We start from the raw sequence: 23,278 nt of genomic DNA, 5'->3' as shown, positions 1-23,278 counted from the left end.
GGTTATGTTGTTATCAGAATGAGTAAGAGATACTGGCGGCCGCAAAATCGCGGTCGTTGATGGTGTTGAAGTCACCACCAAAGTAATTGGTGTAGCTCAGCGACACCTTGTAGGCGTTCTGGTATTCAGCATCGAGACCCAGGGCCACCGCTTTGCGGCCTTCGTTGAAGTTGCCACCGGGGTCTGGTGCATAGCCTTCAACATCGTGCGCCAGGAACACCTTGGGCTTCAGGTTGATACCAGCGACGGCGTTGGGGTAATCCCAAACGAACAGGGCACGGTAACCCCATGAGAAGGCCGTGGTGAATCCGTCATCGACACAGTTGGTTGGGTTGATGTTGGCGCTCTCGGTACAGAAATCACCGCTGAAGTTTTCACCGTCCAGAGGCAGCGGACCGGCGCCGTAAAGGGAGGAGCGGCCGAAGCGGGCTTCCGAGGAGTTCGGGAAGTCATGGATGTAGGTGGCACCAACTTCACCGACAATGATGAAGCGGGCTGCGCCCATGATCCGGTCGATAAAGTGAATAACCGTGGCCTGGGCCTGGGAGACACCGAAACGGTCGTAGCCGTCGATTTCCTGGCCAGCGTAGTTGAGGCCCGGGTTTTCGGACTGGAGCTGTTGCTCGCGGGTACTGAGTACCTGGCCATCGGGGCCCCGGAACTGCAAACCGTTATAGATCAATTCCAGCGTGTTCCACTGGATCGGCATGTTTTCCCGGTAGCTGTACTCGGCACCGAGCGAGGTGCCGGTGGGCAGGGTGGTGTTGAGGCTGATGCCGTAAAGGTTGATGCCTTTGGGGTAGTCGATGTAATAGCTCGGGAACCGGCTGAAGGGCTGGTCAGGGTCATTGAACTGGGTGCTGTCGGCATCGCCCGGGTTGTTGGCGATCACGCTGAAGTAGGGCAGGCGGCTATTGTAGCGGGTGTAGAAAAAGCCGAGCTCCGCATCCAGGTCGGCGAGGAACCAGCGCATGGCAACACCGAACTGGTCCTGTTCACCGGGTTCGACATCTCCGGCACGGGGCGCAAAGAAGCCTTCCTGGAAGGCCTGGGCATCCGGCACCTGGCCGGCCAGCAATACCGGGCCACAGCCATCGGCGGCAACGTCGTTGGTGGAGAAGTAGGTGCCGCAGTCGTCAATTTTGAAGCTCTGCCAGTCGGTCTGGACAAAGGCTTCGAGGGTGAGATCCGGGGTTATGCCGATCGAGGTGTAGAGCATTTCCACGGGCAGCAGTACGTCCTTGAGTTCCGCCCCTGGGGCGCGGAAGGCCGGTACATCGATGGGGTTGACCGCATTGATACCGCCGAGGATAAAGGTACTTTCCCCCCAGTTCACGACCTGACGGCCATAGCGGATGGACACCGGGGTGTCACCAAAGTACCAGTCACTGAACACATAGGCATCCAGCAGTTCGACACCGGCGGCATTATCGTGGCCATCCTTGCTCAGAGAGCGGGTCTGCCCTACTGCATCGGTGGCGAAATCCTGCTCACGAAGGATGTGGTCGTAGTAGTAGGTGACTCGGGTGAGAGCGCCTACCCGGGTCAGTACGTTGCTGTCGGGCGCGTAGTCCAGAAACAGCTCGGAACGGCCACGGAGGATCTGGGAATAGAAGTCATTCTTTTCGAAATTCAGGTTACCGTCATCGAAGTTGTTGGACGACGCGCCGGTATTGGAGAACGCAAATTCAGGCCCCAGGTTACCCTGGGAAATGAGGTCTGGATCTTGATCTTCGAGACGAATCCCAACACCCGCGGTAAGGGTCGTAGACAGCGATGCGTTGATGTCATAGAACTCGAAATCAAAGGCCTGGGCAGTCAGGCTCAGGGAGCCTGTGGACACGGTGGCGAGGGCCAGCGCGAGTCGGGACAGGGTGAATCTGGTCTTGTTCATGGCTCTGAAACTCCACGTTTGGCGGTGATCGGGGCGAGGCTCGTCCAGACGCCCCGGCCGCCTTTAATTAAGCTTTACTTGTTGTTGTCAGTTGCGTGTGCGCTGTGTCAGAGCGGCAGGATGTCGATCAAGCCGCCGCCGTCGCCGCCATCACCGCCGTCGCCGCCGTCACCACCGCCATCCGGGTTCGCACCGGGGTCGGTGTTGCCGCCAGTGTCACTGCAGTCGCTGCCAGACTGGTCGGCATCCTGAACTACGCAGGGGTTGGTGACAGTGACAGCCCCGGTGTTAAACAGGGAGAGCAGCTGTGCGGCCATTTCATTAAACACGGCGCTGGAGCTGAAGGGGTCGGAGCCCTTCTGGCCTGCCGAAATCGGGTTGCCGTGGGAGCCTTCCAGATAGCGGGTGATCATCGGGAACCCGGTCGCCAGCGGGGTGGATTCCGCGCCCATGGCTGCAGCAAAGGGGTCGGTGCCGGCCAGTGGGGCCCGCTCGCTGTCGATGACAAAGCCGGTTTCAGCGATCACGGTTTGCAGCGGACCCTGACCGTAAAGCAGGTCGTCAGCGGCATTGGGGATCGTACTGTCGGTAGGCCGGTCCGCATCGCCACTGGCACCCACAATGGACGTCAGCAGAGTCGGAATGCCATTGCTGGCGTAATAGCTGGCAAAGGCTGTGGGGTCCGCGGAATCCAACAGGCCCTGGAACACGTCGAAGTAGATGTTCATCTCCGTGCGTCCCTGGCTCAGCAGGCCGTCAGACGCGGCATCCAGACCGGGCAGCAGCTGAGGTGCGACCGCCGGCGAGTTTTCTGCCAGACGGGTGAAATGACCACCGGTGTTGAGGAAGTTGGCGGCCTGGATCGGCGCCAGATTCGTGTTGCCCGCGGCAATGGCTGCGTTAGCGATGTGCGGGAACGCAACCCCACCCATGCCGCTGAGGGAATGGCTGAGGAAGTAGACCCGGTTAAGGTCAAAGTTGATACCGTTGGTACAGTTGCCCGCTGTCTGGCAGGCGTTTATGGCATCCTCAATACCCTGCAACGACGCGTTGATATTGAGCAGGTCCAGTACGCCCTGGCGCATGTTGTCCCGGGTGTTCATGTAGTTGGCAAAGTTCAGGAACAGGCTGCCGGAGCCGGGGGCGGTCAGCTGGCTGGCCGGAACGGCGGCCAGGTTTGCATCCGCGGCGAAGCCGAAGTGACGCTCCACTGCATCGGGCGAGGCGTTGGCCTGTTCGGTGATTGGCGTCAGACCCACCAGACCGCTGTCAAAGATGCCATGCAACGGCTGATCGACACCGATCGTGACAAAGCAGTCGTCACCGTTAACGGGGCCGCCGTCATCGGTCAGACACAGCAGCGCGGCGGCGGTACCCATGGTCAGCACCGCGGAGCGATCGGTGGTGGCGGCGTGCTGGTACATGATCACCGGGTAGCCATTGGCTGGGGGCGCGCCGAAATTTTCATCCGGCGTGGCGATCACAATGGGAACCTTGGTGTCCGTGACCTTGGCCGGGAACGGGAAGCGGTAGGTGATCCGGTCAGAGATCGCATTGTCCAGGCTGTCACTGGCGCTGAAATCTGCGGCCGTCCAGCCACTGGATTGGATGGGCGTGCCATCGGCGCCCTCGGGCAGGGGCTGGTAATAGGGCAGGGTAATTTCGCCTTCATAGACCTGAATGTTGACGTTGACCTCCGTCACGCCAAGATCTACGGCTGTCTGCTCCAATGCGGGGTTAACCTCGGCGCCTTCCTTCTGGCTGAATACCCGTACCGTACGGGCTTTCGGGGTGTCCAGCAGGGCGTCCGCCTCGGCCGCGAGCGTCGCGGCGGCGGCGCTCTGATCGAGCGTGCTGTCGGTGGCGTCGGCGGTTGCGGCTTGCAGGGTAAAGGCCAGGCTCCGGTCGCCACTGCTGCCGACCACATCGGCATAGCTCAGAGCGATGCCCTGGGTGCGGGCATCGGAGAGGATAGCGGCCAGCGCGGCATCGTAGAGCCGGTAAGTCGGATCCGTCAGGCGGTTGTAAATTTCATCATTGACCGCCTGATTGCCACCGCTCACGGCTTGCTGGGTCAGGTTGTAGCTGCCGTTTAACAGCAGGGCAAGGTTGTCCTGACGGGCCTGAATCTGGAGTTGGCGAAGGAAATGGGTTTGCGGAGCGGCATTCGCCAGCAGCACATCCTCCACCGCAGTCGTCGTGATGTGGGTGGCCATGGGGATGTCGGCGAACTGCTTGCTGACGGCGCCCGCACCCAGAATGTTGCGCTTGAAATCAAAGTAGTCGGCGGTCACTTCACGGGCCGGTGCCATGGCCTCACGGAACGGCTCCAACGCTTCGTTGGACAGCGTGCGGCTGGTATCGGAAACGCTCTGGTAAGTGACGGATCCCACCAGTGGCTCGCCGTCGGCATCGACAATGCTGTTGCTGAGGGCGGCAGCGTATCGGGTCTTGGCTGACAGCGGCGTCACCGGGGTGATGCGGATCAGGTTGTTCTGGCCACCGTCGATGTCCAGTAGGTCCACCCGTACCCGCGGTATCAGCAGGTCGGCAAAAATGGCGTCAGCACCGGCGGTGTCGCCGCTTTCCTGCAGCGCGAGGGCCTGACGGTAACGGTTTGCTGAGCGAATGCCGGCTACCTCACCCTCCAGGTGTTGCAGGCTATCGCCTGAGGCATACTCAAGCTCGGTCAGGAACACATTCTGATCAGGGTTGGGTACAACCTGGCCGTCCTGTTCAATGAACTCACGCGCGTCCAGCGTCTGGCTGGCATCGATGCTCGCTTCAATTTTCAGGTCGATGGCGGCCAGTACAGAGTTGCCATCCAGGTGGCCGAGACCGGTGGTGACCGGGTTGGCCGGGTCGGTTCCGTCCAGCATGGTGCCATCGCCGGTCTCATCAAGGAAGAACAGGGCGTCGCTGGGGATTGGGAACGCGGTATCCAGTGGTGCAAATACCGGACTTGTGCCTTCGGCAATGGCGGGAAAGTCGATCTGGTAATCGGGGTTAACGTTGTTGCCAGTACGACCGCCACTGTCCAGGCAGCCAGCCAGCCCAACGCTGGTAATGGCCGCCGCCAGTAGTGACTGCTTGCTGTTGATCATGTCTGTACACCTGTTGTTTTTGTGATTGAGCAAAGCGCTGCGTGCTTGGTGATAAGACGAAAGTGGTAGACATCTGGTTCCGTAACAAACTGTCAAATTATGAAAATTCATTCACCTTTTTTGATAAGTGGCTGATGTTTATGTGCTTATTCTTGGTGGTTGAAGCGGTCGGGTCTCATTTTTCAAATAAAAGTCTGGAATGAATGCAAAATCTTTGGGGGGATGGTATTCGTTTTGGGATGAACGCACGGATGGTGAACGTGGTATTCTGGTATAACTATGTCCCGGATACTGTTGAATCTTTCGCCGTTCCGGCGCTGTTTTCCCGGTACTCACTGCTAATCAGGAATTAACCATGAGGGTAGCTGTTTGAGTCTGCTTCCTTTCCGAGTCTCGAAGGCCAAACGCTTTGAGCAAAAGGTGCAGCCTCATATGCAGAGCATGTACGCTTTTGCGTACCGCCTGACCGGGCAGCGTGATGACGCTGAAGACCTGGTGCAGGATGTCATGGTGAAGTTGTTTCCGCGGCTTGAGGAGTTGGAGGAGGTTGAACAGCTGCGGCCCTGGCTGAACCGCGTCCTGTATCGCCAGTTTATTGATAATACCCGCAAGAAAGGCCGCCAGAATGAAGTGTCAGTCAGCACGCTGACCGATGGGGCTGATCAGGACAGCTTTCTCGACAGTTTTGATGCCCACACCCAGGATGCGTTTGAGTGCATTACTCAGGAACAGTTGGCGGGAACCCTCGCCCGGGTTATGGAAAGGTTGTCACCGGACCAGCGGACCTTGTTGTTGCTGCACGACGCTGATGGCTGGCGCCAGGAGGACATTGCCCAGGTGCTCAATGTTCCGGTGGGTACCATCAAATCACGGCTCCATCGCTGCCGGGCAAAACTTCGGGAATTATTGCAAAAAGAAGTGGAACCTTTTGGCCACCGTGAGCGTGTGAGTGATTGAGGTGAATGCCATGCCATGTGATCTGTTCAGTAAACAATTGGAACAATATGCCCGGGGAGAACTGGCGCCTGCGATGGAGCATGCGTTGGAGTCCCACCTGGCCGAATGTCCGTCCTGTGCAGATCGGTTGGATGCGGAACATTCGTTCCTGGACGCGTTGCGGGCACAGAGTGTGCCAGCGCCCAGCGACGACTTCGAATCCAGAGTCCTGGCGGTGGCCACCGGCAAACAGGGAAGAAAGACCGGTGCTGTCTGGCAACATCCGGTAATGGGAGGTGCGGTTGCCGCCGTGCTGGCCCTCGGGATCTACATCGGACTGCAGGAGCAGTCGCCGGAGATCGCGCAACCCGCCCTGGTGGTGGAATCGGAAGTAACAGACACAGTGCCGGAAGTATTTGCTCCGGAAGAGCAAACCGTCCAATTGGCCTTCCATTCCAATAATGCCCTGGATGACGTGACGTTGACCCTGGAGTTGCCGCCGAATGTAGAGTTGGCATCATTCCCGGGTCGTCACCGCCTGAGCTGGCAAGTGAGCCTGCAGCAGGGGGACAATGTGCTCTCGCTGCCGCTGAAAGTTCTGTTCCCCGGTGATGGCCAGTTGGTGGCCCACCTGGATGACGGCACAAGGCAAAAGACTTTCCGGGCACCTATTCAAGCTAAATCGGAGCCTGCATCATGACGTTTTCTGAGCGTTTAATGCGGTACCTGCTGACAGTCGGAAGCACAGCCGTGTTGCTGTTGATGTCAGTGGTGGCCAATGCCGACAATGAACTCGACGTGACCATGCGAATGGTGACGGACGACGAGGCACTGTCAGGCGGTTTTGTTCAGCAGCTGGAATTACCTGAGTTACTGAATGATATGGAAGCTGTTGAATTCGGTATCGAGAATCTCGGTCAGGAACTGGCCGCTGATGCCCTGGAGGTAGGCCGGGAAGCGGGTGACACGCTGGCCGAGCAGAGCCGGGAATCGAGGGACGCTCTGGATACCGAATTGCCTGGTGAGGGCGTCGATACAAGTCCAGAGCTGGATCTTCCGATCCTTGAGGACCCAGGTCTGGATCTTCCGATTCTTGAAGATCCGGATCTTCCTCTGATTAACGAGGATAACCTGACCGATGGCAACCTGCTTGATGATCCGCTGATCGACGGCAAGTTGTAAATCGCCAGGAACGGCCACTGATCACAGAATTGACTGCACGGGATTTGCGCCGCGGGGCGTGGTCGCCGTTTTTTTCGTTGTTAAGCTCACCTTTTGCCTTTAATGTAGAACCCGTAATACCGTGAACGTATGGCCGCTTAGTGTTGTACGGCTTGAAGTATCGGATGCGGGGGAACTCCTTCTTGTTGCAGCTGTTCAAATCGCCCCTTGTGCTGGGATGTCTGCTGGTCCTGGCAAGCACCAGTGTGCCTGCCCAGTGGGCAGATACAGACACCCTGTTCCAGTACGGTGTCGAGGCTTTCCAGCAGGGCCAGTTTGATGAAGCTCGCCTGTACCTTGAGAATGCCCGAAACCAGGGGCTTGATTCTCCCTCTCTCTCCTACAATCTGGGTGTTGTCTATTACCAGCTCGGACGCTATGACGAGGCGGCTGAATCCTTTCGCCAGTTACTAGATACCGACAGCCACGCCCTTGCCAGTTATAACCTCGGTCTGATTGCCCTGAAACAGGATGATACCGGCGCAGCCAAGGCGGCCTTCCGCGTGGTTATCGAGGCCAATGCCGCGGAGAATCTGAATACGCTTGCCGAGCGTCAGCTGGCGCGTCTTGGGGAGCCCGGCCTTGATGGTGCAGACGAGAAGCGATGGTTTGGCTACGCAGCGCTCAGCGGCGGCTATGAAAGCAATATCGGACTGTTTCCAGACAGTGCCCGTTCCGATGTCAGTGCTGCGTTTTTCGAAACAGTGCTGGCTGGCAACGGCTATCTCTGGGGCGCTGCCGAGGCAGGCGTTCGCGGTGACTTTGGCATCTATCGGCGCCAGTACGTTTCCGAGCAGGATTTCGACAGTGACGTCGGCCAGCTGGCGATGAGCTGGGTTCAGGCCGCCGGGCCAGGATCCGTTCGCCTCGGGGCGGTGGGTGCCTGGTTGTACCGGGGGGGCTCAGCCCAGGAGCAGCATGCCCGGTTACTGGCGGAGTATCAGCAGGGTGGATGTGTGGGCTGGTTTGCGGCCGAACGCTGCCGGATCCGCTTTACGGCTGCCGAAGTGATGGCCGAGCCCGAATACGATCCCTACGATGGCCAGTTTTATCGGCTGGATGCCCGTTATCAGGTGCTCTGGCAGGGTTGGAAGGGGCAGCTGGATTATCGCGCTGAATACAATGATCGGGACGATCTGACCACGAGCACCGAATTCTACAGTTTGTCTCCCCAGCGCCACCAGCTGGAGATGAGAGTGTCCTACCCCGTGCTGAGCGCATTGGAACTGGGACTCAGTACTGGCGTTCGTTACAGTAAGTATCGGGACTCCAGTCGCCTGGTTGTGCCCGGGGGAACCGCGGTGATTCGGCGTTCAGATACCCGGTTGCAGACTGGGCTGGATGCCCGCTGGTCTCTGGGCAATGGTGTGGCATTGATGGCCACCTACGATTACAAGACCAATGCCAGCAATATCGATCGCTATGATTACAGTAATCAGTCTGTTGATGCAGGGGTTGAGATCAGCTTCTAAAAAAATACCCGCCCCAGGGGGGTGGGGCGGGTAAATAAATCCGACTGACCTGGCCTTCGAAAGCCAGCCGGACGATCTGTCACAAACTCCCACTTGCTAAAGGAGCTGCCGGGAAGTGAGGGTTCCAATACTCACAACCACTCAGGCACCGAGGACAGAGGTCGGAAGTACCATTTGCTCTGGCAAAATAGCACTCCTCTCATCAACACGCCGGGCGCGTCGCTGCGGTTCCATTTTTTTTTTACTTTTTTGAAGCAGTTCCGTTTTGCCTGGGGTGTCGGCCGGATATGACACGCCTTCTGGGTTGAGCCGCACGCTTGCCACCAGGGGCGGGGGGTTGCGTCAGCCGGAGGAATTGTTGCCTGAGGCACCTGTCGCCACCGGGATCGGGGGCTATAGTGAAAAGGTAACCGGATGCAGATACAGCGCCTCGCAAGCCCATCACAGGGAGGCCAATGCCATGACATCCACTTATCTTGACCGCATTGATGCTGGCCAGCGCCTGGCGGACGCACTGGCGAAAACTGATGTGGGCCAGGATACCCTGGTTCTCGGTTTGCCCCGGGGCGGGGTGCCGGTCGCCGCAGAAATTGCCGACCGTTTCAGCCTGGAGCTGGACGTGCTCAATGTACGCAAGCTGGGCGCGCCCTTGCAGCCGGAACTGGCCATGGGGGCCATTGCTGAAGATGGCTCACGCTACCTCAATGCATACCTTATCCCAAGGCTCGGGGTGTCCGAGGGTGATGTCGAACGGGTTCAGGCCCGGGAGCAGCAGACCCTTACTGAGCGTTCGCGTCGCTACCGTGGCGATCGCCCACCGGCGCGGATCAGTGGCCGCCATGTGATTCTGGTGGATGATGGTCTGGCCACCGGGGCGACCATGCACGCAGCGGTGCTCGCTGTACGCAAGCAGCATCCGGCGCGGATAACGGTCGCAGTACCGGTGGCCGCCCGCGACAGTGCCGATGAGTTCCGTACCTTGGTCGACCAGGTTGTATGCCCTATGGAGCCCGTGGACTTTACGGCGGTCGGCTACTGGTATCAGCACTTTGATCAGGTGGCGGATGAGGACGTTTGCCGGCTGCTGGGGAGCCCTGCGCCAGATTGACTGCCCCGCTGTGTCAGTCCAGCACCTGGCGGAACTCCGCGAGAGGCCTTCGCACTTTAGCCTGGCCAGCGAGGGCGTCCTGATCGGTGTCCCGGTAACCAAGAGTGGCCATCACCACGCTGTTCAGCTGTTTCCCTTCCAGACCTAATATCCGGTCAAGCTCGAGTGGATCGAAGCCTTCCATCGGTGTGGCATCGACGCCTTCCAGCGCCGCCACCGTCAGAGCCATGCCAAGGGCAATGTAGGCTTGTCGGGCTGCCCACTGCTGCCGGGCCTGATTGCTTCCGAGGGTTCTCAGGGTTCCTTTGATGACCTCACCGTAGCCCTGGAGGTCACTTACCGGAATCTGGCGTTTGAGCGCGGTCAGTGCCAGGAACTCGTCGACACGGGGTTCATCCACTGAGGCCCAGGTGGCAAAGACCAGGAGGTGGGAGCATTCGGTCAGTTGCGGCTGTGGCGCCGCCTGTTGCTGGATCCTGGCGCGCAGCTGCGGGTCAGTAATCACCAGCAGGGTATAGGGCTGCAGGCCATAGGACGATGGCGCCAGCCGGGCGGCCTCGACAATCCGGTCGATGCTGGCCTGGGGCACGGTGTGGTGATTCATGCGCTTGGTGGCATAGCGCCAGTTAAGGGCATCAAGTACGTCTGTAAACATGGGTTGTCTCCTCCTGTCAGTTGAAGGAGACACTGTGCCGGGGCGGCGGTGTGGGAACGAGAGCCAACGCGCAAAAGCTGTTTTCACGAAACGGTGAGGGTACCCTCCAGAGCGGCTGCAACGTGGGTCTTCAGGTAGTCGATGAACAGCCGTGTGCGCCTGGGCAGGTGCTGACGCCCTGGGTAAACCGCGTAGATGGTGCGCGGGATGGGCTGAAGTCCCAGTTCGAGCTCGGTGAGCGATCCGGCCTGCAGCTCGTCGTGGATGTAACTTCGGGGTACCAGCGCGATCCCCAGACCGGCTCGGGCCGCCTCCACCAGCATCAGCGAGTTATCGGCAATCAATGGGCCGCTAATGGCCACGCTGCGGCGGCCGTTGTCATCGCCAAACTCCCATTGCAGACTGTCCTGACTGAGGCTGAACACCAGGCATTGATGGTGACTGAGTTCATCGATGGAGCCGGGCTGACCATGTTGGCTCAGGTAGCCGGGAGAAGCCACCACGCAGCGTTCCATCTGTGCCACGGCGGTGGCTACCAGGGCCGAGTCCGCCAGCTGCCCGGTGCCGCGAATGGCAACATCGACCCCGTTACTGATCAGGTCGGTCATTTCATCGCTCAGCCTGAGGCGGATCGTGAGTCCGGGGTGAGCCTGCTGGAAACGGAATACCAGCGGGGCCAGAACCCTGACGGATAACGACACCGGACAGGCCACCACCAGCTGCCCACTGACATCGTGGTTGGCGGTCAGGGTGTCCAGTACCTGACCGGTGTTGTCGAGCACGTTGACGCAATAGTCGTAGAAGGACTGGCCTTCTTCGGTGATGCTGATGCTGCGGGTACTGCGGTTGACCAGGCGTGCGCCGGTCCAGTCTTCCAGGTATCTGACGTACTTGGAAATGACCGCGTTGGAACAGCCAAACTCCTCCGCCACGGCCGTAAAGGAGCCCAGTTCGACGATACGTTTGAAGTACTCAATGCCTTTAAGTCGGTCCACAATGTTCCCTGTGCAGTGGTGAGTCGGCTAACAGTCTCTCACAGGTGAAAAGTGTTTTTCCAAATTGGGGGGCGAACACTGAGGCGGCGCTGATCACAATGGCGGCTGTTAACCAACCTGGGAGAACCGATGATGCTGGCCAATGCCTCCGTCGCCGTGAACCGGCGTGATCCGGTCGCCTACCTGTTGTTGCTTGTGGTCGGGAGCCTGATCGCGCTGATGCTGCCGCTGGCGAAAGTGGCTATGGCTGCAGGCATGAGTGCCTTGGGCTATGCCTTCTGGCAGGCCCTGGGGGGCGGCCTGTTGTTGTGCCTGTGGTCAACGCGCGGCGCGACCGGGCTGCCGTTGCGACGGACCTGGCGTTACTTCCTGGTCAGCGGCCTGACCGCCATTGCCATACCTAATGCCCTGGCGTTTATTGTGGTCGGTCATGTGGGATCGGGCCTGACGGCGACGCTGTATGCCTTGCCGTCGTTGATTACCTACGCCCTGGCCTTGGCGATGAGGATGGAATCCCTGAGTCCTCTTCGAGTTTCAGGCCTGCTGTTGGGGGTTGTTGGTTGTGTCCGCATCCTCTTGCCGGATACGGACGGCGTCGGCTCCGGAGCGTTGCCATGGCTATTGCTGGGGCTGTTGGTGCCGCTTTCCCTGGCCATTGGCAATGTTTACCGCACCGTGGCCTGGCCGGAAGGTGCCAGCCCGAAACAACTGGCGCCAGGCATGCTGCTGAGCGGGGCTCTGGTGTTACTGGTGGTGCTGGTGTTTACCGGGCAGATCCACCAGGCACTGGCGCCGGGCTGGGAGGTGGCATGGGTGTTAGCGGCGCAAGCAGCGGTGTCAGCGCTGACTTACCGCGGGTTCTTCGAGTTGCAGCGGCGGTCGTCGCCGGTGTTTCTCAGTCAGCTCGGATTCGTCATTGCCCCGATGGGCCTGGTCCTGGCCTTCCTGATTTTTGGTGAGCATTTTGGCTGGCAGGTTTGGCTGGGTGTCGGTGTGGTGATGGCGGGGGTGGTGCTGGCTAACTGGAGGCGCTGAGGGGCGTCAGTACGCCCCGAGTTGCACCGACACCGGCGCGTTGTCAGGCCTGAACTGGCCGTTGCAGGTACTGGCGTTGATGTACAGGCAGCGGTCGATCTGTTCGCGGCCATGGCTTTCATGGATGTGACCGAACAGGTGGGCACGAAGCTGAAGTTGCGCCACTCGCTCCGCCAATGCTTCACAGCCGACGTGCTGGCCTCCGAACCGCTCGCCGACCTGATCAAGGATGTTCATTGGCGGGCCGTGGGTAATCAACACATCGGTACTATCGGGAATCTGCGCCCAGCGTCGGGCTAAAGCGTCACCCCGGGGCAGGTTGAACGCCCAGTCGAAAAACTCGGGTGTCCACGGACTGCCCCAGAACTGCAGACCATCAATCTCGATGCCACTGTCTTCCAGGTAGACAGCGTTGGTGACCAGGCGGCGAGCCTCCTCCGGCTCGTTCTGGAAACACCAGTCATGGTTGCCGGCGATCAGGATCTTGTGGCGGTGAGGCAGGCGGCCGAGCCAGTCATTGAGAGCTTCCAGCTCCTCAAGTGTACCCCGGCCCAGACTGTCGCCAGCGTGAATCAGCACATCGCCGTGGGGAATCCTGGCGATCTTTTCATGCATGCCGTGGGTGTCGGAAATGACGGTCAGTTTCATGCTGCTGCGCTTTTTCCTGCGGGGTTAACCGGACACTAGCACAGTATGACTGTATGGCGCAGGGGAAGGTACCGTTGAGGCTCGTCAGGGAGGACATTGACGTGATGGCAGAAGAAATCCGGTAAAGTAGAGGTTCGATTTTCCCTTCTTTGAGGTGACGTTTATGCAACGGGCGGTGCTCTGGTTATTTCAGGGGCTGGTGCTGGGCGGGTTGATGCTGCCGGGCGGGATCGTCGCGGCGGCCGCATGTCCCCAGCCACAGAGCGATTATGAACGGGTCTACTGCGAAATCATCGCCGGCGGTGGTGGCGGAAGTCTGCCTTCGTTTGAGGATTTCCGGCGCAATTCGCTGCAGGTTCAGGCCCTGCTGCTTAAACGCCCGGCGGCGCGGCTGGGCATTGACCTGGCCGTGCCGGAGCGAGCAACACCGGTGGCCGCGGAGCCGGCGCCCCAGCCCCGTTCCGTAGAGCCCGTCGCAACCGCTGATCCCCAACGGTTACCTGAGCCTCAGGGCATGCAGGGGTGTTCGCTGCAGGGCGAGGTGATTGATTGTGGTCATCGCCGTTACCGCCTGGCCACCAACCAACCCAACGGCGAGCTGGCGTCCGGAGTGCTGGCGGAGAGCAATCGTCTGGGGCTGGTGGCGTTTTCCGGAGATTCCTCGAACGAGGCGGAGCTGCGCCAGTATCTGTCTGACGCCTATGACCGTTACATCCTCAAGATGCTGGAGATCGGCCTCGGTGGCGCTACCATGAGCTTCAGCGAGTTTTACCATAATTTTCAGCGCCACCAGGCCAGGGGTGTTGACTACAGCGAACGGATGGAACAGACCTTCCAGCTGCTGAAAGAGGATAAGCGCACCAAAGTCGTGCCCTCACGTCTGACGGACCGGTTGCCGCAAAGCCTGACTTACTGTTCCGGAATCGGGGCAAGGGTGGTGGTGTGTGATGATGTCGGGACCAACTGGGTGTTTGTGACGAACTCCTGAGGCGGTTCGGGACTGAGAAATGTGAGCGGGAGGCAGGGAGAGAAGTCGGCCACCGCCCAGCCCAATGGATCTGGGCGGTGGTCCGGAAAACACAGCTTTGATCAGAGCTCGACGTACAGCTTGCCCTGGTTCTGGCCGGAGAACAGCAGCTGAACCCCTTCAATGGCGCTGTCGAGCCCTGTCAGCACATGGCTGCGGAACTTGATCTGGCCTTTCTGCAGGTAACCCATCATGGCAAGGGTAGATTCTTCAGCCTTGTCGTAATGATCGGTGATCACGAAGCCTTCGACCCGTAGCGCTTTCAGGTTGATATCAACCCAGCTCGGCCCGGGTGTCGGTACGTCGTTGTTGTACTCGGCGATGTTGCCGCACACGACCATTCGGCCGAGGCGGTTCATGCGATCGAACGCCAGTTTCTGGATTGGGCCCCCGGTGTTCTCGAAGTAAAGGTCGATGCCGTCTGGTGTCGCGGCGGCCAGTTGTTCGCCAAGGTCCGGATCTTTGTAGTTGAGGGCCTTGTCGAAGCCCAGCTCCTCTTCCAGCCAGCGGCACTTTTCCTCGCTGCCGGCCACACCGATCACCCGCAGGCCTTCTGCTTTGCCCATCTGGCCCACTAGGGAACCGACTGAACCGGCGGCACCGGTAACGACCATGGTTTCGCCACTGACAGGACGGCCGACTTTTATCAGACCTACATACGCGGTTAGGCCTGGCACATAAAGGACCGACATCAGCGCGCCGATATCGACGGAGCGGTCGACGACCTGCATGTCTTCACCACCAAGGGTGTACTCGGCCCAGCCGGTAACGCCAACCACTCGGGCGCCTTCCGGGTAGGCCGGATTGCGGGATTCCACCACGTCGCCAATGCCGTAAGCGCGCATGATATCGCCCGGGCGGACCGGCTCTATGTAGCTGTCCTCGTTGTCCTGCAACCAGGTTCGCATGGCGGGATCGAGGGACATGTGGGTCTGCCTGACCAGGAATTCGCCGTCTTTGAGAGCAGGCGTTTCCAGCTCAACCCGCTCGAAAATGTCAGAAGTAATGTCGCCGACTGGTCGTCTGACCAGCTTGATGGCCTGATATTTCATTGCTAAACCTCCTGAAACCGGGATGGCCCGGACCTATGGAATGGTGACGTCGCCAAAGAGCTTGGTGAACCGTGGCTGACCGTTCCAGCCGGTCACGCCGCCATCGACGTTAATGTTCTGGCCGTTGACATAACTCGCCAGGTCCGAGGCTAGGAACAGCATGACCTTGGCAATTTCCTCCGGCTCGCCGGCACGGCTCATGGGAATGTTGTGGAGATATTGTTCATAGGCGTCCGGGTGCCCCGTCAGAGGGCCTGTCAGCGGGGTCTTGATCAGACCGGGGCTGATACTGTTGACGCGAATGTTATCGAGAGCGTAGTCGAGCGCGAGGTTACGGGTGTAGTTGATCACTCCGCCCTTGGCAGCGGCGTAAGCATTGAAACCATAGTCTGCCCGGGTGCCTGAAACTGAGGCGGTGTTAATGATGCTGCCGCCGGACTTCATCATATGCGGCAACGCATGGCGGCAGGTGTGGAACAGGGCATTCAGGTTAACCTCCATCACCTTGTACCAGGTCTCCGGCTCAATGATGTGGGTGCGGCCATAGGTACCGAAGCCAGCGTTGTTAACCAGGATGTCGAGGCCTCCGAGGATTTCAATTGCGGACGCGATCATGTTTTCGATGTCGTCGGGTACGCTCAGGTCAACCTTGACGAACGACACGCCTGCGCCCAGTTCGCTGGCAAGTGCCAGACCGCTGTCTTCGTTCATGTCGGCGATCACAACGTCGGCACCGTTTGCCTGGAACAGCCTGACGGCCTGTGCACCGATGCCGGAGGCACCGCCCGTGATAATCGCTTTTTTGTTCTGCAGCATCTCTGTCTACCTTGGAATTGTTTGAATGAGAGATTTGAGCCATCGCATCGGGGCATTGCCCGCTCATGCGGCAGTATGTTTTATCCCGGGAACCTGCCAAACAATTGATAAAAGCTGCCTTTCACTTGGCATATCGCGACATAAGCGCCGACTGTGATCGTCAGGTTTATCTGGCGCGAAAGGATAAAAGTGATTCGTAAAGGGATAAGTCAGAACCGGCAGCACTCAATACCATGGAGGGAGGTGATCTGAGCTCAGAACGGGCCGGAACACATCGTTACCAGGCCGGATGGTTTCCTGCGCCGGCAGTGAGAATCTCTGAGGGAATTTGCAATGATGACAAAAACAAAACGTTTGGGTTTGCAAGGCATTGCGCTGTCGGCCGCCATAGGCGCCGTCTCGCCGGTGTCCGCATCGACCATCAGCGGTCAGCTGAGTAATGCTGAGGGCGACCCCATTGCCGGCGCGATCATTCGGCTGACCAATGTCCAGGCCGGGGTCTCCGAGTCGGTCTACTCTGATGCGAACGGTCGTTACGCGCTGGAAACCGAGCTAGACGGTGAGCTGCGGCTGCGCTTTCGCGCCCACTACTTTGCTGACCACGAAATGCAGGTGCGGCTCGACGGTGCCAATGCGATGCTGAGCAAAGATCTTCGCATGACCCCACTGCAGACCGACCGGGAGATTTCCGAAAGCCTGGCAGCTTCCTATCATTTTAACGAGCTGCCGTTTGATACCGAGGACGACCAGCCGTTTACCCGCGACAAGTTCCAGCTTGAATGTCTGTCGTGTCATCAGCTCGGTAACCCGTTTACCCGCACTGTGCGTCCGGCCGATTCCTGGCAGCAGACGGTCCATCGCATGCACGCCTACATGGGGGCGGTTGGTATTACCGATAAAGATCGGCGCAGGGCTGAAATATTTGCCGAGGGTTTCAACGGTGAGCCGACCGGGATGCGTCCTGAGTTCCCGTTTGATGACGCCCTGGCCAATACCAAGGTGTACGAATTCCAGCTGCCCGGCTCCGGTGTGCCCCATGATGCCTACGTACACTCGAAGAACGGTCTGGTTTACACGGTAGACCAGTTCTCTGATGGCATGTTCGTCACCAACCTGAAGACCGGTGAAACCGAGTTTGTACCTCACCCGGAGCAGGACATGCCGCTGGGCGGCATCTTCACGGTGCTCGGCATTCCGCCAGCGATGAACAAGGTGAATGTCCGTCACGGGCCGCACTCCCTGGCGGAAGGCCCGGACGGAAAACTCTACGTCACGAACTCGTATTCAGCCTCCATCGGCGTGTTCAACGCCGAAACCAACCGCTGGGAGCAAAAGATTCCTCTGCCGGGTAACGCGCCATACCCGCACACCATCCGTACGGATGCCAAGGGCATGCTGTGGTTCTCCGTGGTGGGCACCGAACAGATTGGCCGCCTGGATCCGGCAACTCAGGAAATCACCCTGATCGATCTGCCCGAACCGCGTCCGGTCGCGATTACTCCGGCGGTATTGACCTATGGTGTAGCGGTCAGCAACTACGATGGTTCCATCTGGTACAGCCGTCTGTGGGGTAACCGCATTGGTCGTATTGATCCGGAAACCCTGGAAGTAACCGAAATCGAATCTCCGGTGTTTGGTCCCCGCCGCCTGCGTTTCGCTGAGGATGGCGTGCTGTGGCAGACCGGTTATGGTCACGGCCAGCTCGCCCGAATTGATACCAAGACCATGGATATCAAGGTTTATGACATGCCTGAGTTTGCGCCGGGCGCAAGGCCGGGCCCGTATTCCCTGAACATCGCGCCGACCACCGGTGATGTCTGGATCAATGAAACCATGACCGATCACATTTACCGCTTTGATCCGCGCGAGGAAACCTTTACCGCCTATCCGGCTCCGCTGCGTGGCACCTATACCCGGGATGTCACCTTCACCGAAGAAGGCTGGGCCTGCATGACCAATAACCCGATTCCGGTTCAGGCGCTGGAGGAGTTCACCGGGGTGCTGATGTGCCTCGACCCGGATTACCGCAAGTAAGCAGAAGTGTTGTTGTGTTGTTGTTTTGCCCAGGCTTCGGTCTGGGCTTTTTTATGGTTCCGGATTCAGCGGTGGTAGTGAAGCCCGGGTTCGTCTGTGGCGGTTGTGCCGGGGCATCAGCTTTTTGCGCAAGGTTTTGCTGAGCATCCGGCGACCGCTATGAGGATCGGGATTGCGACGGTAGTAGTGGTCGAGGCTGTCGAGCAAGGCCTGCTCTGAGTATGGATCGAGTGAGCTCTCGCGGACAGTGGCCTGATCGTCGAGACGCCGTACCAGCTGGTAGGTGCCATCCAGTACCGGAGAACTGCGTTTCAGTTGCCGTTGCGCCCTGAACCGGGCAATGAACGTGGATTGGTGGTAACGCTGTTGGCCCCAGCGCACCAGCCAGCGCCTTGCTGGGCGGCTGTACCGGCGGCCCCCCCAGCCAGCTGCGGCACAAAGGGTGATCAGCCCGAACCAAAGCCCGGTGGGCTGACGTTCTGACCAGGCGCCGAGGCGCTTTGACAGGGAAAACAGTTCGCTGGCGAGAGCCTTGTCTCTCTGTGGCGGTGGGATAACCTCGATCTCCAGGGCCGGCAGTTCACTCTGCTTCATCCGGTTTTCGTCAATATCCCACCAGCTCAGGCTGAGGGCTGGCAAGGTGTGTTGTCCACCGGATTCCGGCAGGTAGCGCAGCTGTTCCAGTCGCTCGCCACCGGTGCTGCGACCACGGCCGTCGGTCAGATGTCTGACCTTTGCCGGCAGTGGGGTGGCCGTCAGGGTGTTGCCGGCGGCGGCCCCTGGCTCTGCGGGCATCAGGGCTGGAATCGCCAGGGGCAGTGCCCGCTCGGCAACGACCCGGATCTGCCGGGTCAGCGGTTGGCCTGCGTCATACCGATTGCCGGCGGGCACCAGTTGCTGGGTCAGCTGGACATCGCCCGCCAACAGCGTATCGGCCTCGAGCCCGGGCAGTGCCTGCACCGCAAATGATCGTTCCGGAACCGTGGCGGCGACCGGAACATCGGCCTGGCCCACGGCAGCCAGCACCTGCAGTTCGGGCAGGGTTATCACCCCGGCTTCAAGCGCGACCAGGCGATAACTGTAGGTCACACCGAAATAGCGTTTACCGTTGATGGTGCGTTGAATACTGCGGCCGCGGCTGCCTTCGAAGTCCACCAGGGTGCCGGGAACCTGAAGTTGGCTGAACTCTGGTGTTGCGGTCAGCCAGGTGTCCGTGAGGACATCGACCTGATAACGGATGGCCTGGCCGGCCCGCAGGCCGCTCTCCGGCTCAAGGCGGGTCTGGATCATCACCTGGGGCGCGGCCATGATTTCTGTGGCCAGACTGGTCAGCAGCAGTGCAGCGAATCCCCTCATGGCTGCTCCCCGGCCGAAGCCTGTTGTTCGGCCACGAATTTCCGTCTCAGGAAGGTGCTGGCCGAGGTGTTGAGATTATCCAGCCAGAGGCTGCCGGTCATGGCGGGACGCTCCATCAGTTCGGTGGCGACTCCGTTGTCGTTGGTGCTGTCAAAGCGGAAATCGTCGGCGCCGATGTCGGGGCTGGCCTGGCGTTGCTGGTCCAGCGCCTCACCGAGGCGAGTAACCAGCGCTAAATTGGCTTCTGCAGCGGGCCAGGGGCTGCGCTTGTCGAGGGCGGTCTTGTAGGCGACCCGCGCTTTGCTGAATTCCAGCTGGCGGGCCAGGCAGTTGCCCAGGTAAAACCAGGCTTCGGGGCTGTCGAGCTGACGAAACTGCGCCACTGCAGCTGAAAAATCGGCCGCTCGATAGGCGGCCAATCCCCGCAGATAGGGATCCTGAAACTGTTGCTGGGCCTCGCTGTAGCGACCCGCCTCGAACGCTAGCCGGCCCTGCTGGTCTGGCGTCAGGAAGGCATCGGTCCACGCGTCGGCACTGACCGGGGGCGCCGGAGCAAGGGTGAGTACCAGCGGAATCAGGCTGTATTGCAGGCGCCAGCCCCGGCGGATGCTCAACAGACCGAGCAGCAGTGCGGGCCACACCAGCCAGTAGCCGCCATCACGCCATTTCAGGGTTTCGTCGAGAGTCTGATGACGGCTGACATGGGTGTGTACCTGGCGCTCCAGCCAGCGCACATCGTCCTCCAGCGAGCCCATGGGCTTCGCCTCCGCAGCCAGGCTATCCAGAACGGAGGCGGCCGTGGTGGTTGCCAGTGCTGCCCCTGGGGCCAGCACCAGCACCTGGCTGTCCGTCGCTGGCAGTTCGGGCGCTAACGGCGCCAGCCGGTCGGTCACCACAATCACGGTACGCGGCGGTTGGAGGGCGGCTGGCTGTGGTGTGGCGAGCGCCAGCGCAGCAGCCAGATGTCGTCCCGAGCCGGGAATCATCCCCGCCTCCAGGGAGTTCAGGTAGAGCGCCAGCAAATCGCTGTCGCGGCTTTCCGGTAGTACCCGGTGAGCACTGTGGCCGTAGGCAATGAGGCCGATATGCCAGCCCGGTTGGCGGTGTGACAGCGCCTGAACGCGAGCCTGGCCGAGGGCAAGCGTGTTGTTGCCTTGCGAGGGGCCCATGGACTCTGAAAGGTCAAGAATGACGGTAAGGCGGGTCTGGTCGTCAAGGGCCGCTGGCAGGGTCTTTTCCCAGGCCGGGCCGGACACGGCCAGCCCGGTAATGACCAGTAGCGCACTCAGACCATGAACGGGCCGAAGGCGCTGACGAGTGCCGGCGTGCAGGGTCAGGTGCGGCAAAAGGTGGGGCGCGATCAGTTGGCTGGCAGCGTCCCGCCGGTGGCCGAGCCAGCGCCAGCCAAAGGGTAACAATGCTCCGGCAAGGACGATCAGCAGCCCCCAGGGCCGGAGGAAGTGGAACTGAAGCAGGGCCTCAGGCATGGCCAGCCCTCGACTTGTCGTCGTGCTGTTGCCGGCCGTGGTCAGAGCGAACGGGCACTGCGCCCGCCAGCGCCTGAAGTACTGACAGGCCCACGGCGATCAGGGCCGGTATCCAGAACAGTTCACGGTGCGGCTGTGCGGTTATCACTTCGGCGTTTTCCGGGGTGAGCCCGTCGATGGTCCGGTAAACCTGGGCCAGAGCCTGCGGGTCGGTGGCGAGGAAGTGCTGGCCACCGGTGGCGTTGGCAATCCGGGCGAGGGTCTCGGTATCGACCCCATCACCGACGGAATCACCGGGCTGGCCAAACCCGATGGTGTGAATCACCAGACCCCGTTCTGCTGCAATGGCTGCAGCTTGCAGTGGTGGAAGCAGGCTGCGGTTATCGTTGCCATCGGTAAGCAGGATCAGCAGCTGTTCCGGCGCCTGGCTCTCATCCAGCAGATTCAGGGTTACCCCGATGGCATCGCCCATGGCCGTATTGGCCCCCGCCATGCCACTGGCGAGGGCGTCCAGCATCTGGATCAGGGTGCCATGGTCGCTGCTGGGCGGGGCCAGGGGAAAGGCGCCGTCACCAAAACCCACCATCCCGATGCGGTCACTCGCCCGTTGGTGGATAAACGTGGTGATGGCCGCCTTGACCGCGCTGAGCCGGTCGATCCGGGTATGGTCCGGGCCAATGACGTCACGCTCGGCCATGGATTCGGACAGGTCGATGGCCAGTACCAGGTCGCGGCGGGGTTCCAGGGTCGATAGCGGGGGCTCAAGACTGACCGGACGTGCCGCGGCGGCCAGTAGCAGTATCCAGATCAGCCAGCGGACGAGCAGGGTCGTGGCTGGCAGTGACTCCAGGCCCTTGCCGGGGGCGGAGTCGATCCGGCCGGAAAACGCCACCGTGAACGGAACCCGCAGTGCCCGGCGTTGCTCACGGTAGACCGGCAGCCAGCGATAGCCGAGCCAGGGCAGAGGCAGCAGCAGCCAGACCCAGGGGGCGTCAAACAGGATCATGGTGGCTCTCCAGCCAGTGCCGGCATTCAGCCACCAGACGGGTGACATCGAGAGTTTGCAGCTCCCGGTCGCCGCCATAGGCCAGCAAAGCAAGTTGATCGGTAAACCCCGGTGACAGTGGTGTACGAGCCATACGGTTGAGCAGTTGTTGCCAGTGGGCGCCGGTGGCAGTGGTCACACCCGGGACGTTGCGGCCGAGGCGGCTAAACACCGCGCGGCGCAGCAGTTCTGGTATATCCCGAAGTGGGCCGGTGTCCTCTGGGTTGGCCTGCCACTGGCGCCACAGGGATTCCAGGGCCAGCGCCGCCTCACGGCGATAACGGTTGGCCCGGCGTCGCCGCAGCCAGATGACCAGGGCGGTGCCGATGACCGCAAACGCCAACAGGGCCAGTACCAGCCAGCCCCAGGTCTGCGGCCATAGGGCTGGAAGCGGGGGGGGCGGCAATTCCTGCAGGCTGGCCAACTCGCGGTTCAGGTTCATGGCTGCTGCTCCCGCTGCAGCCCCAGCGCCTGACGTATCTGAGGCACGCTCGGCTCTGCGGTACTGATTTTCAGGTGCGGAACCTGGCTGCGTCTGAGCAGGTCGTCGACTTCGTGGAAGCGTTGCTGGAGAAAATTGGCCAGTTCGGCCCGGCTTCGGTCGTGACCAAAATCCAGGGTGACCCTGGCCTCGTCCTCGGCAACGGTGACCACCCCGGAGCGGGGCAAATCCACGGCCAGGGGATCATAGATCTGGAACGCGAGCACATCGTTGTGCTGGGCGAGTTGCCGAAGCAGGCCCAGGGTGCGTTCGCTGACCCCGGCAAAATCACTGACGATGCAGACGGTCTGATCGTGATGGGCGGTGGCGAGGCAGCGGGAAATGACCCGGTCGAGCTGACCTTCGTTGCGCGGGGTGGTGTTGTCTGTGCTCAGGGCCTGGTTGTGACGGGCAATCCGGGTCAACAGGTCGCTGACCCGCTGACGGCTGCGGTGGGGCGTTACTGTATCAAGTAACTGGTCGGTGAACACGATGCCGCCGACCCGGTCGCCGGCGTGAAAGGCCACCCAGGCAGCCACCGCGGCCACGTGTGCGGCCGCGGTGGCTTTCAGCAACAGGGACGACCCAAACAGCATGTCCATGCGTTGGTCACAGAGCACCAGGGTCGGTCGGTCACGCTCTTCGGCAAAGCTGCGGACAAAGGGATGGCCGGTGCGTTGGGTGGCACGCCAGTCGAGATGACGGAGGTCGTCGCCGCGCTGATAGTGCCGTAACTGGTCGAAGTCGAGACCTCGGCCACGGATACGGGAACCGTGACGGCCCGCCAACTGGCTGGTGGCGCGCTGGCGGCCATGGAAATCGGGCAGTCGGCCGTCTGCCTCCAGCCGCATCAGCTGATCGACGCTGGCAAAGACCTGGCGGATGTCATCCTGGCGTGCCGGCATGGTGGCT

At 60.5% G+C, this 23,278-nt stretch carries 20 protein-coding genes; 8 read left to right on the top strand and 12 right to left on the bottom strand.

The window, feature by feature from the left end; translation table 11 throughout:
• Window positions 1–13: 13 nt before the first annotated feature.
• Together BLV11_RS09685 and BLV11_RS09680 are read right to left on the bottom strand one after the other, a co-directional pair.
• Window positions 14–1,894, bottom strand: coding sequence for a DUF1302 domain-containing protein (locus BLV11_RS09685; RefSeq protein WP_091813007.1), 1,881 nt, complete (start codon window positions 1,892–1,894; stop codon window positions 14–16).
• A 107-nt stretch (window positions 1,895–2,001) separates the two neighbouring features.
• Window positions 2,002–4,998 carry a hypothetical protein gene (locus tag BLV11_RS09680; protein ID WP_091813005.1) on the bottom strand — a complete coding sequence of 999 codons (2,997 nt, stop codon included), beginning with the start codon at window positions 4,996–4,998 and terminating at the stop codon, window positions 2,002–2,004.
• Between the two features lie 432 nt (window positions 4,999–5,430).
• Between BLV11_RS09680 and BLV11_RS09675 the strand changes: the two genes are divergently transcribed.
• The 5 genes from BLV11_RS09675 (at window position 5,431) to BLV11_RS09655 (ending at window position 9,735) form a co-directional block, all read left to right on the top strand.
• Complete coding sequence (locus BLV11_RS09675; RefSeq protein WP_425433826.1) at window positions 5,431–5,955, top strand: RNA polymerase sigma factor; 525 nt, start codon at window positions 5,431–5,433, stop codon at window positions 5,953–5,955.
• 10 nt (window positions 5,956–5,965) lie between these two features.
• Window positions 5,966–6,634, top strand: a complete 669-nt coding sequence (locus tag BLV11_RS09670) for an anti-sigma factor family protein (protein WP_139173223.1) — start codon at window positions 5,966–5,968, stop codon at window positions 6,632–6,634.
• On the top strand, window positions 6,631–7,116 hold the full coding sequence (locus BLV11_RS09665; RefSeq protein ID WP_091813000.1) for a hypothetical protein: 486 nt from the start codon (window positions 6,631–6,633) through the stop codon (window positions 7,114–7,116). The genes BLV11_RS09670 and BLV11_RS09665 overlap by 4 nt, the downstream gene beginning before the upstream one ends.
• A 182-nt stretch (window positions 7,117–7,298) precedes the next feature.
• A complete protein-coding gene (locus BLV11_RS09660) occupies window positions 7,299–8,627 on the top strand; it encodes a tetratricopeptide repeat protein (RefSeq protein WP_175528321.1) in 1,329 nt (442 codons plus the stop codon).
• A 460-nt stretch (window positions 8,628–9,087) separates the two neighbouring features.
• Window positions 9,088–9,735 (top strand): phosphoribosyltransferase, encoded by a 648-nt coding sequence (locus BLV11_RS09655; protein WP_091812995.1) that lies wholly within the window; start codon window positions 9,088–9,090, stop codon window positions 9,733–9,735.
• A 13-nt stretch (window positions 9,736–9,748) separates the two neighbouring features.
• Here the strand turns inward: BLV11_RS09655 and BLV11_RS09650 are convergent, their stop codons facing one another.
• Both BLV11_RS09650 and BLV11_RS09645 read right to left on the bottom strand, forming a co-directional pair.
• Window positions 9,749–10,390 carry an NAD(P)H-dependent oxidoreductase gene (locus BLV11_RS09650; RefSeq protein WP_091812993.1) on the bottom strand — a complete coding sequence of 214 codons (642 nt, stop codon included), beginning with the start codon at window positions 10,388–10,390 and terminating at the stop codon, window positions 9,749–9,751.
• 83 nt (window positions 10,391–10,473) lie between these two features.
• On the bottom strand, window positions 10,474–11,385 hold the full coding sequence (locus BLV11_RS09645; RefSeq protein ID WP_091812991.1) for a LysR family transcriptional regulator: 912 nt from the start codon (window positions 11,383–11,385) through the stop codon (window positions 10,474–10,476).
• 129 nt (window positions 11,386–11,514) lie between these two features.
• Here BLV11_RS09645 and BLV11_RS09640 point away from each other — a divergent pair, with 129 nt between their 5' ends.
• A complete protein-coding gene (locus tag BLV11_RS09640) occupies window positions 11,515–12,420 on the top strand; it encodes a DMT family transporter (protein WP_091812989.1) in 906 nt (301 codons plus the stop codon).
• 6 nt (window positions 12,421–12,426) lie between these two features.
• Here the strand turns inward: BLV11_RS09640 and BLV11_RS09635 are convergent, their stop codons facing one another.
• Window positions 12,427–13,068, bottom strand: coding sequence for a metallophosphatase domain-containing protein (locus BLV11_RS09635; protein WP_091812987.1), 642 nt, complete (start codon window positions 13,066–13,068; stop codon window positions 12,427–12,429).
• 163 nt (window positions 13,069–13,231) lie between these two features.
• Between BLV11_RS09635 and BLV11_RS09630 the strand changes: the two genes are divergently transcribed.
• Window positions 13,232–14,056 (top strand): hypothetical protein, encoded by an 825-nt coding sequence (locus BLV11_RS09630; RefSeq protein WP_245725978.1) that lies wholly within the window; start codon window positions 13,232–13,234, stop codon window positions 14,054–14,056.
• A 101-nt stretch (window positions 14,057–14,157) separates the two neighbouring features.
• Here BLV11_RS09630 and BLV11_RS09625 read toward each other — a convergent pair whose 3' ends face one another.
• Complete coding sequence (locus tag BLV11_RS09625; RefSeq protein ID WP_091812984.1) at window positions 14,158–15,147, bottom strand: NADP-dependent oxidoreductase; 990 nt, start codon at window positions 15,145–15,147, stop codon at window positions 14,158–14,160.
• Window positions 15,148–15,180: 33 nt separating this feature from the next.
• Complete coding sequence (gene budC, locus BLV11_RS09620) at window positions 15,181–15,963, bottom strand: meso-2,3-butanediol dehydrogenase (RefSeq protein ID WP_091812981.1); 783 nt, start codon at window positions 15,961–15,963, stop codon at window positions 15,181–15,183.
• A gap of 333 nt (window positions 15,964–16,296) precedes the next feature.
• On the opposite strand from budC, the gene BLV11_RS09615 reads away from it, so the two are divergent.
• On the top strand, window positions 16,297–17,997 hold the full coding sequence (locus BLV11_RS09615; RefSeq protein ID WP_091812979.1) for a carboxypeptidase regulatory-like domain-containing protein: 1,701 nt from the start codon (window positions 16,297–16,299) through the stop codon (window positions 17,995–17,997).
• A gap of 51 nt (window positions 17,998–18,048) precedes the next feature.
• Here the strand turns inward: BLV11_RS09615 and BLV11_RS09610 are convergent, their stop codons facing one another.
• Genes BLV11_RS09610 through BLV11_RS09590 form a run of 5 tightly spaced genes read right to left on the bottom strand, consistent with a single transcriptional unit; the run spans window position 18,049 to window position 23,271 of the window.
• Window positions 18,049–19,353 carry a BatD family protein gene (locus BLV11_RS09610; protein WP_091812977.1) on the bottom strand — a complete coding sequence of 435 codons (1,305 nt, stop codon included), beginning with the start codon at window positions 19,351–19,353 and terminating at the stop codon, window positions 18,049–18,051.
• On the bottom strand, window positions 19,350–20,840 hold the full coding sequence (locus BLV11_RS09605; protein ID WP_091812975.1) for a VWA domain-containing protein: 1,491 nt from the start codon (window positions 20,838–20,840) through the stop codon (window positions 19,350–19,352). The genes BLV11_RS09610 and BLV11_RS09605 overlap by 4 nt, the downstream gene beginning before the upstream one ends.
• Window positions 20,833–21,846, bottom strand: a complete 1,014-nt coding sequence (locus tag BLV11_RS09600; protein ID WP_091812973.1) for a VWA domain-containing protein — start codon at window positions 21,844–21,846, stop codon at window positions 20,833–20,835. Before BLV11_RS09600 ends, BLV11_RS09605 begins: the two co-directional genes overlap by 8 nt.
• Complete coding sequence (locus tag BLV11_RS09595) at window positions 21,833–22,327, bottom strand: DUF4381 domain-containing protein (RefSeq protein ID WP_091812970.1); 495 nt, start codon at window positions 22,325–22,327, stop codon at window positions 21,833–21,835. The genes BLV11_RS09600 and BLV11_RS09595 overlap by 14 nt, the downstream gene beginning before the upstream one ends.
• Entirely contained in the window at window positions 22,324–23,271 is a 948-nt protein-coding gene (locus BLV11_RS09590; RefSeq protein ID WP_091812968.1) for a DUF58 domain-containing protein, read from the bottom strand. Before BLV11_RS09590 ends, BLV11_RS09595 begins: the two co-directional genes overlap by 4 nt.
• Between the last annotated feature and the right edge of the window lie 7 nt (window positions 23,272–23,278).

Source organism: Marinobacter mobilis, assembly GCF_900106945.1.
Taxonomy (GTDB): Bacteria; Pseudomonadota; Gammaproteobacteria; order Pseudomonadales; family Oleiphilaceae; genus Marinobacter; species Marinobacter mobilis.
Note: the sequence above shows the minus strand (reverse complement) of the source record. Positions and strands in the feature narration are given on the sequence as shown.

Excerpts from the sequence above, each read along its gene's own strand:
- BLV11_RS09685 (WP_091813007.1), bottom strand. The coding sequence starts at position 1,894 with ATGAACAAGACCAGATTCACCCTGTCCCGACTCGCGCTGGCCCTCGCC.
- BLV11_RS09680 (WP_091813005.1), bottom strand. The coding sequence starts at position 4,998 with ATGATCAACAGCAAGCAGTCACTACTGGCGGCGGCCATTACCAGCGTT.
- BLV11_RS09675 (WP_425433826.1), top strand. The coding sequence starts at position 5,431 with ATGCAGAGCATGTACGCTTTTGCGTACCGCCTGACCGGGCAGCGTGAT.
- BLV11_RS09670 (WP_139173223.1), top strand. The coding sequence starts at position 5,966 with ATGCCATGTGATCTGTTCAGTAAACAATTGGAACAATATGCCCGGGGA.
- BLV11_RS09665 (WP_091813000.1), top strand. The coding sequence starts at position 6,631 with ATGACGTTTTCTGAGCGTTTAATGCGGTACCTGCTGACAGTCGGAAGC.
- BLV11_RS09655 (WP_091812995.1), top strand. The coding sequence starts at position 9,088 with ATGACATCCACTTATCTTGACCGCATTGATGCTGGCCAGCGCCTGGCG.
- BLV11_RS09650 (WP_091812993.1), bottom strand. The coding sequence starts at position 10,390 with ATGTTTACAGACGTACTTGATGCCCTTAACTGGCGCTATGCCACCAAG.
- BLV11_RS09640 (WP_091812989.1), top strand. The coding sequence starts at position 11,515 with ATGATGCTGGCCAATGCCTCCGTCGCCGTGAACCGGCGTGATCCGGTC.
- BLV11_RS09635 (WP_091812987.1), bottom strand. The coding sequence starts at position 13,068 with ATGAAACTGACCGTCATTTCCGACACCCACGGCATGCATGAAAAGATC.
- BLV11_RS09630 (WP_245725978.1), top strand. The coding sequence starts at position 13,232 with ATGCAACGGGCGGTGCTCTGGTTATTTCAGGGGCTGGTGCTGGGCGGG.
- BLV11_RS09625 (WP_091812984.1), bottom strand. The coding sequence starts at position 15,147 with ATGAAATATCAGGCCATCAAGCTGGTCAGACGACCAGTCGGCGACATT.
- budC (WP_091812981.1), bottom strand. The coding sequence starts at position 15,963 with ATGCTGCAGAACAAAAAAGCGATTATCACGGGCGGTGCCTCCGGCATC.
- BLV11_RS09615 (WP_091812979.1), top strand. The coding sequence starts at position 16,297 with ATGATGACAAAAACAAAACGTTTGGGTTTGCAAGGCATTGCGCTGTCG.
- BLV11_RS09610 (WP_091812977.1), bottom strand. The coding sequence starts at position 19,353 with ATGAGGGGATTCGCTGCACTGCTGCTGACCAGTCTGGCCACAGAAATC.
- BLV11_RS09605 (WP_091812975.1), bottom strand. The coding sequence starts at position 20,840 with ATGCCTGAGGCCCTGCTTCAGTTCCACTTCCTCCGGCCCTGGGGGCTG.
- BLV11_RS09600 (WP_091812973.1), bottom strand. The coding sequence starts at position 21,846 with ATGATCCTGTTTGACGCCCCCTGGGTCTGGCTGCTGCTGCCTCTGCCC.
- BLV11_RS09595 (WP_091812970.1), bottom strand. The coding sequence starts at position 22,327 with ATGAACCTGAACCGCGAGTTGGCCAGCCTGCAGGAATTGCCGCCCCCC.
- BLV11_RS09590 (WP_091812968.1), bottom strand. The coding sequence starts at position 23,271 with ATGCCGGCACGCCAGGATGACATCCGCCAGGTCTTTGCCAGCGTCGAT.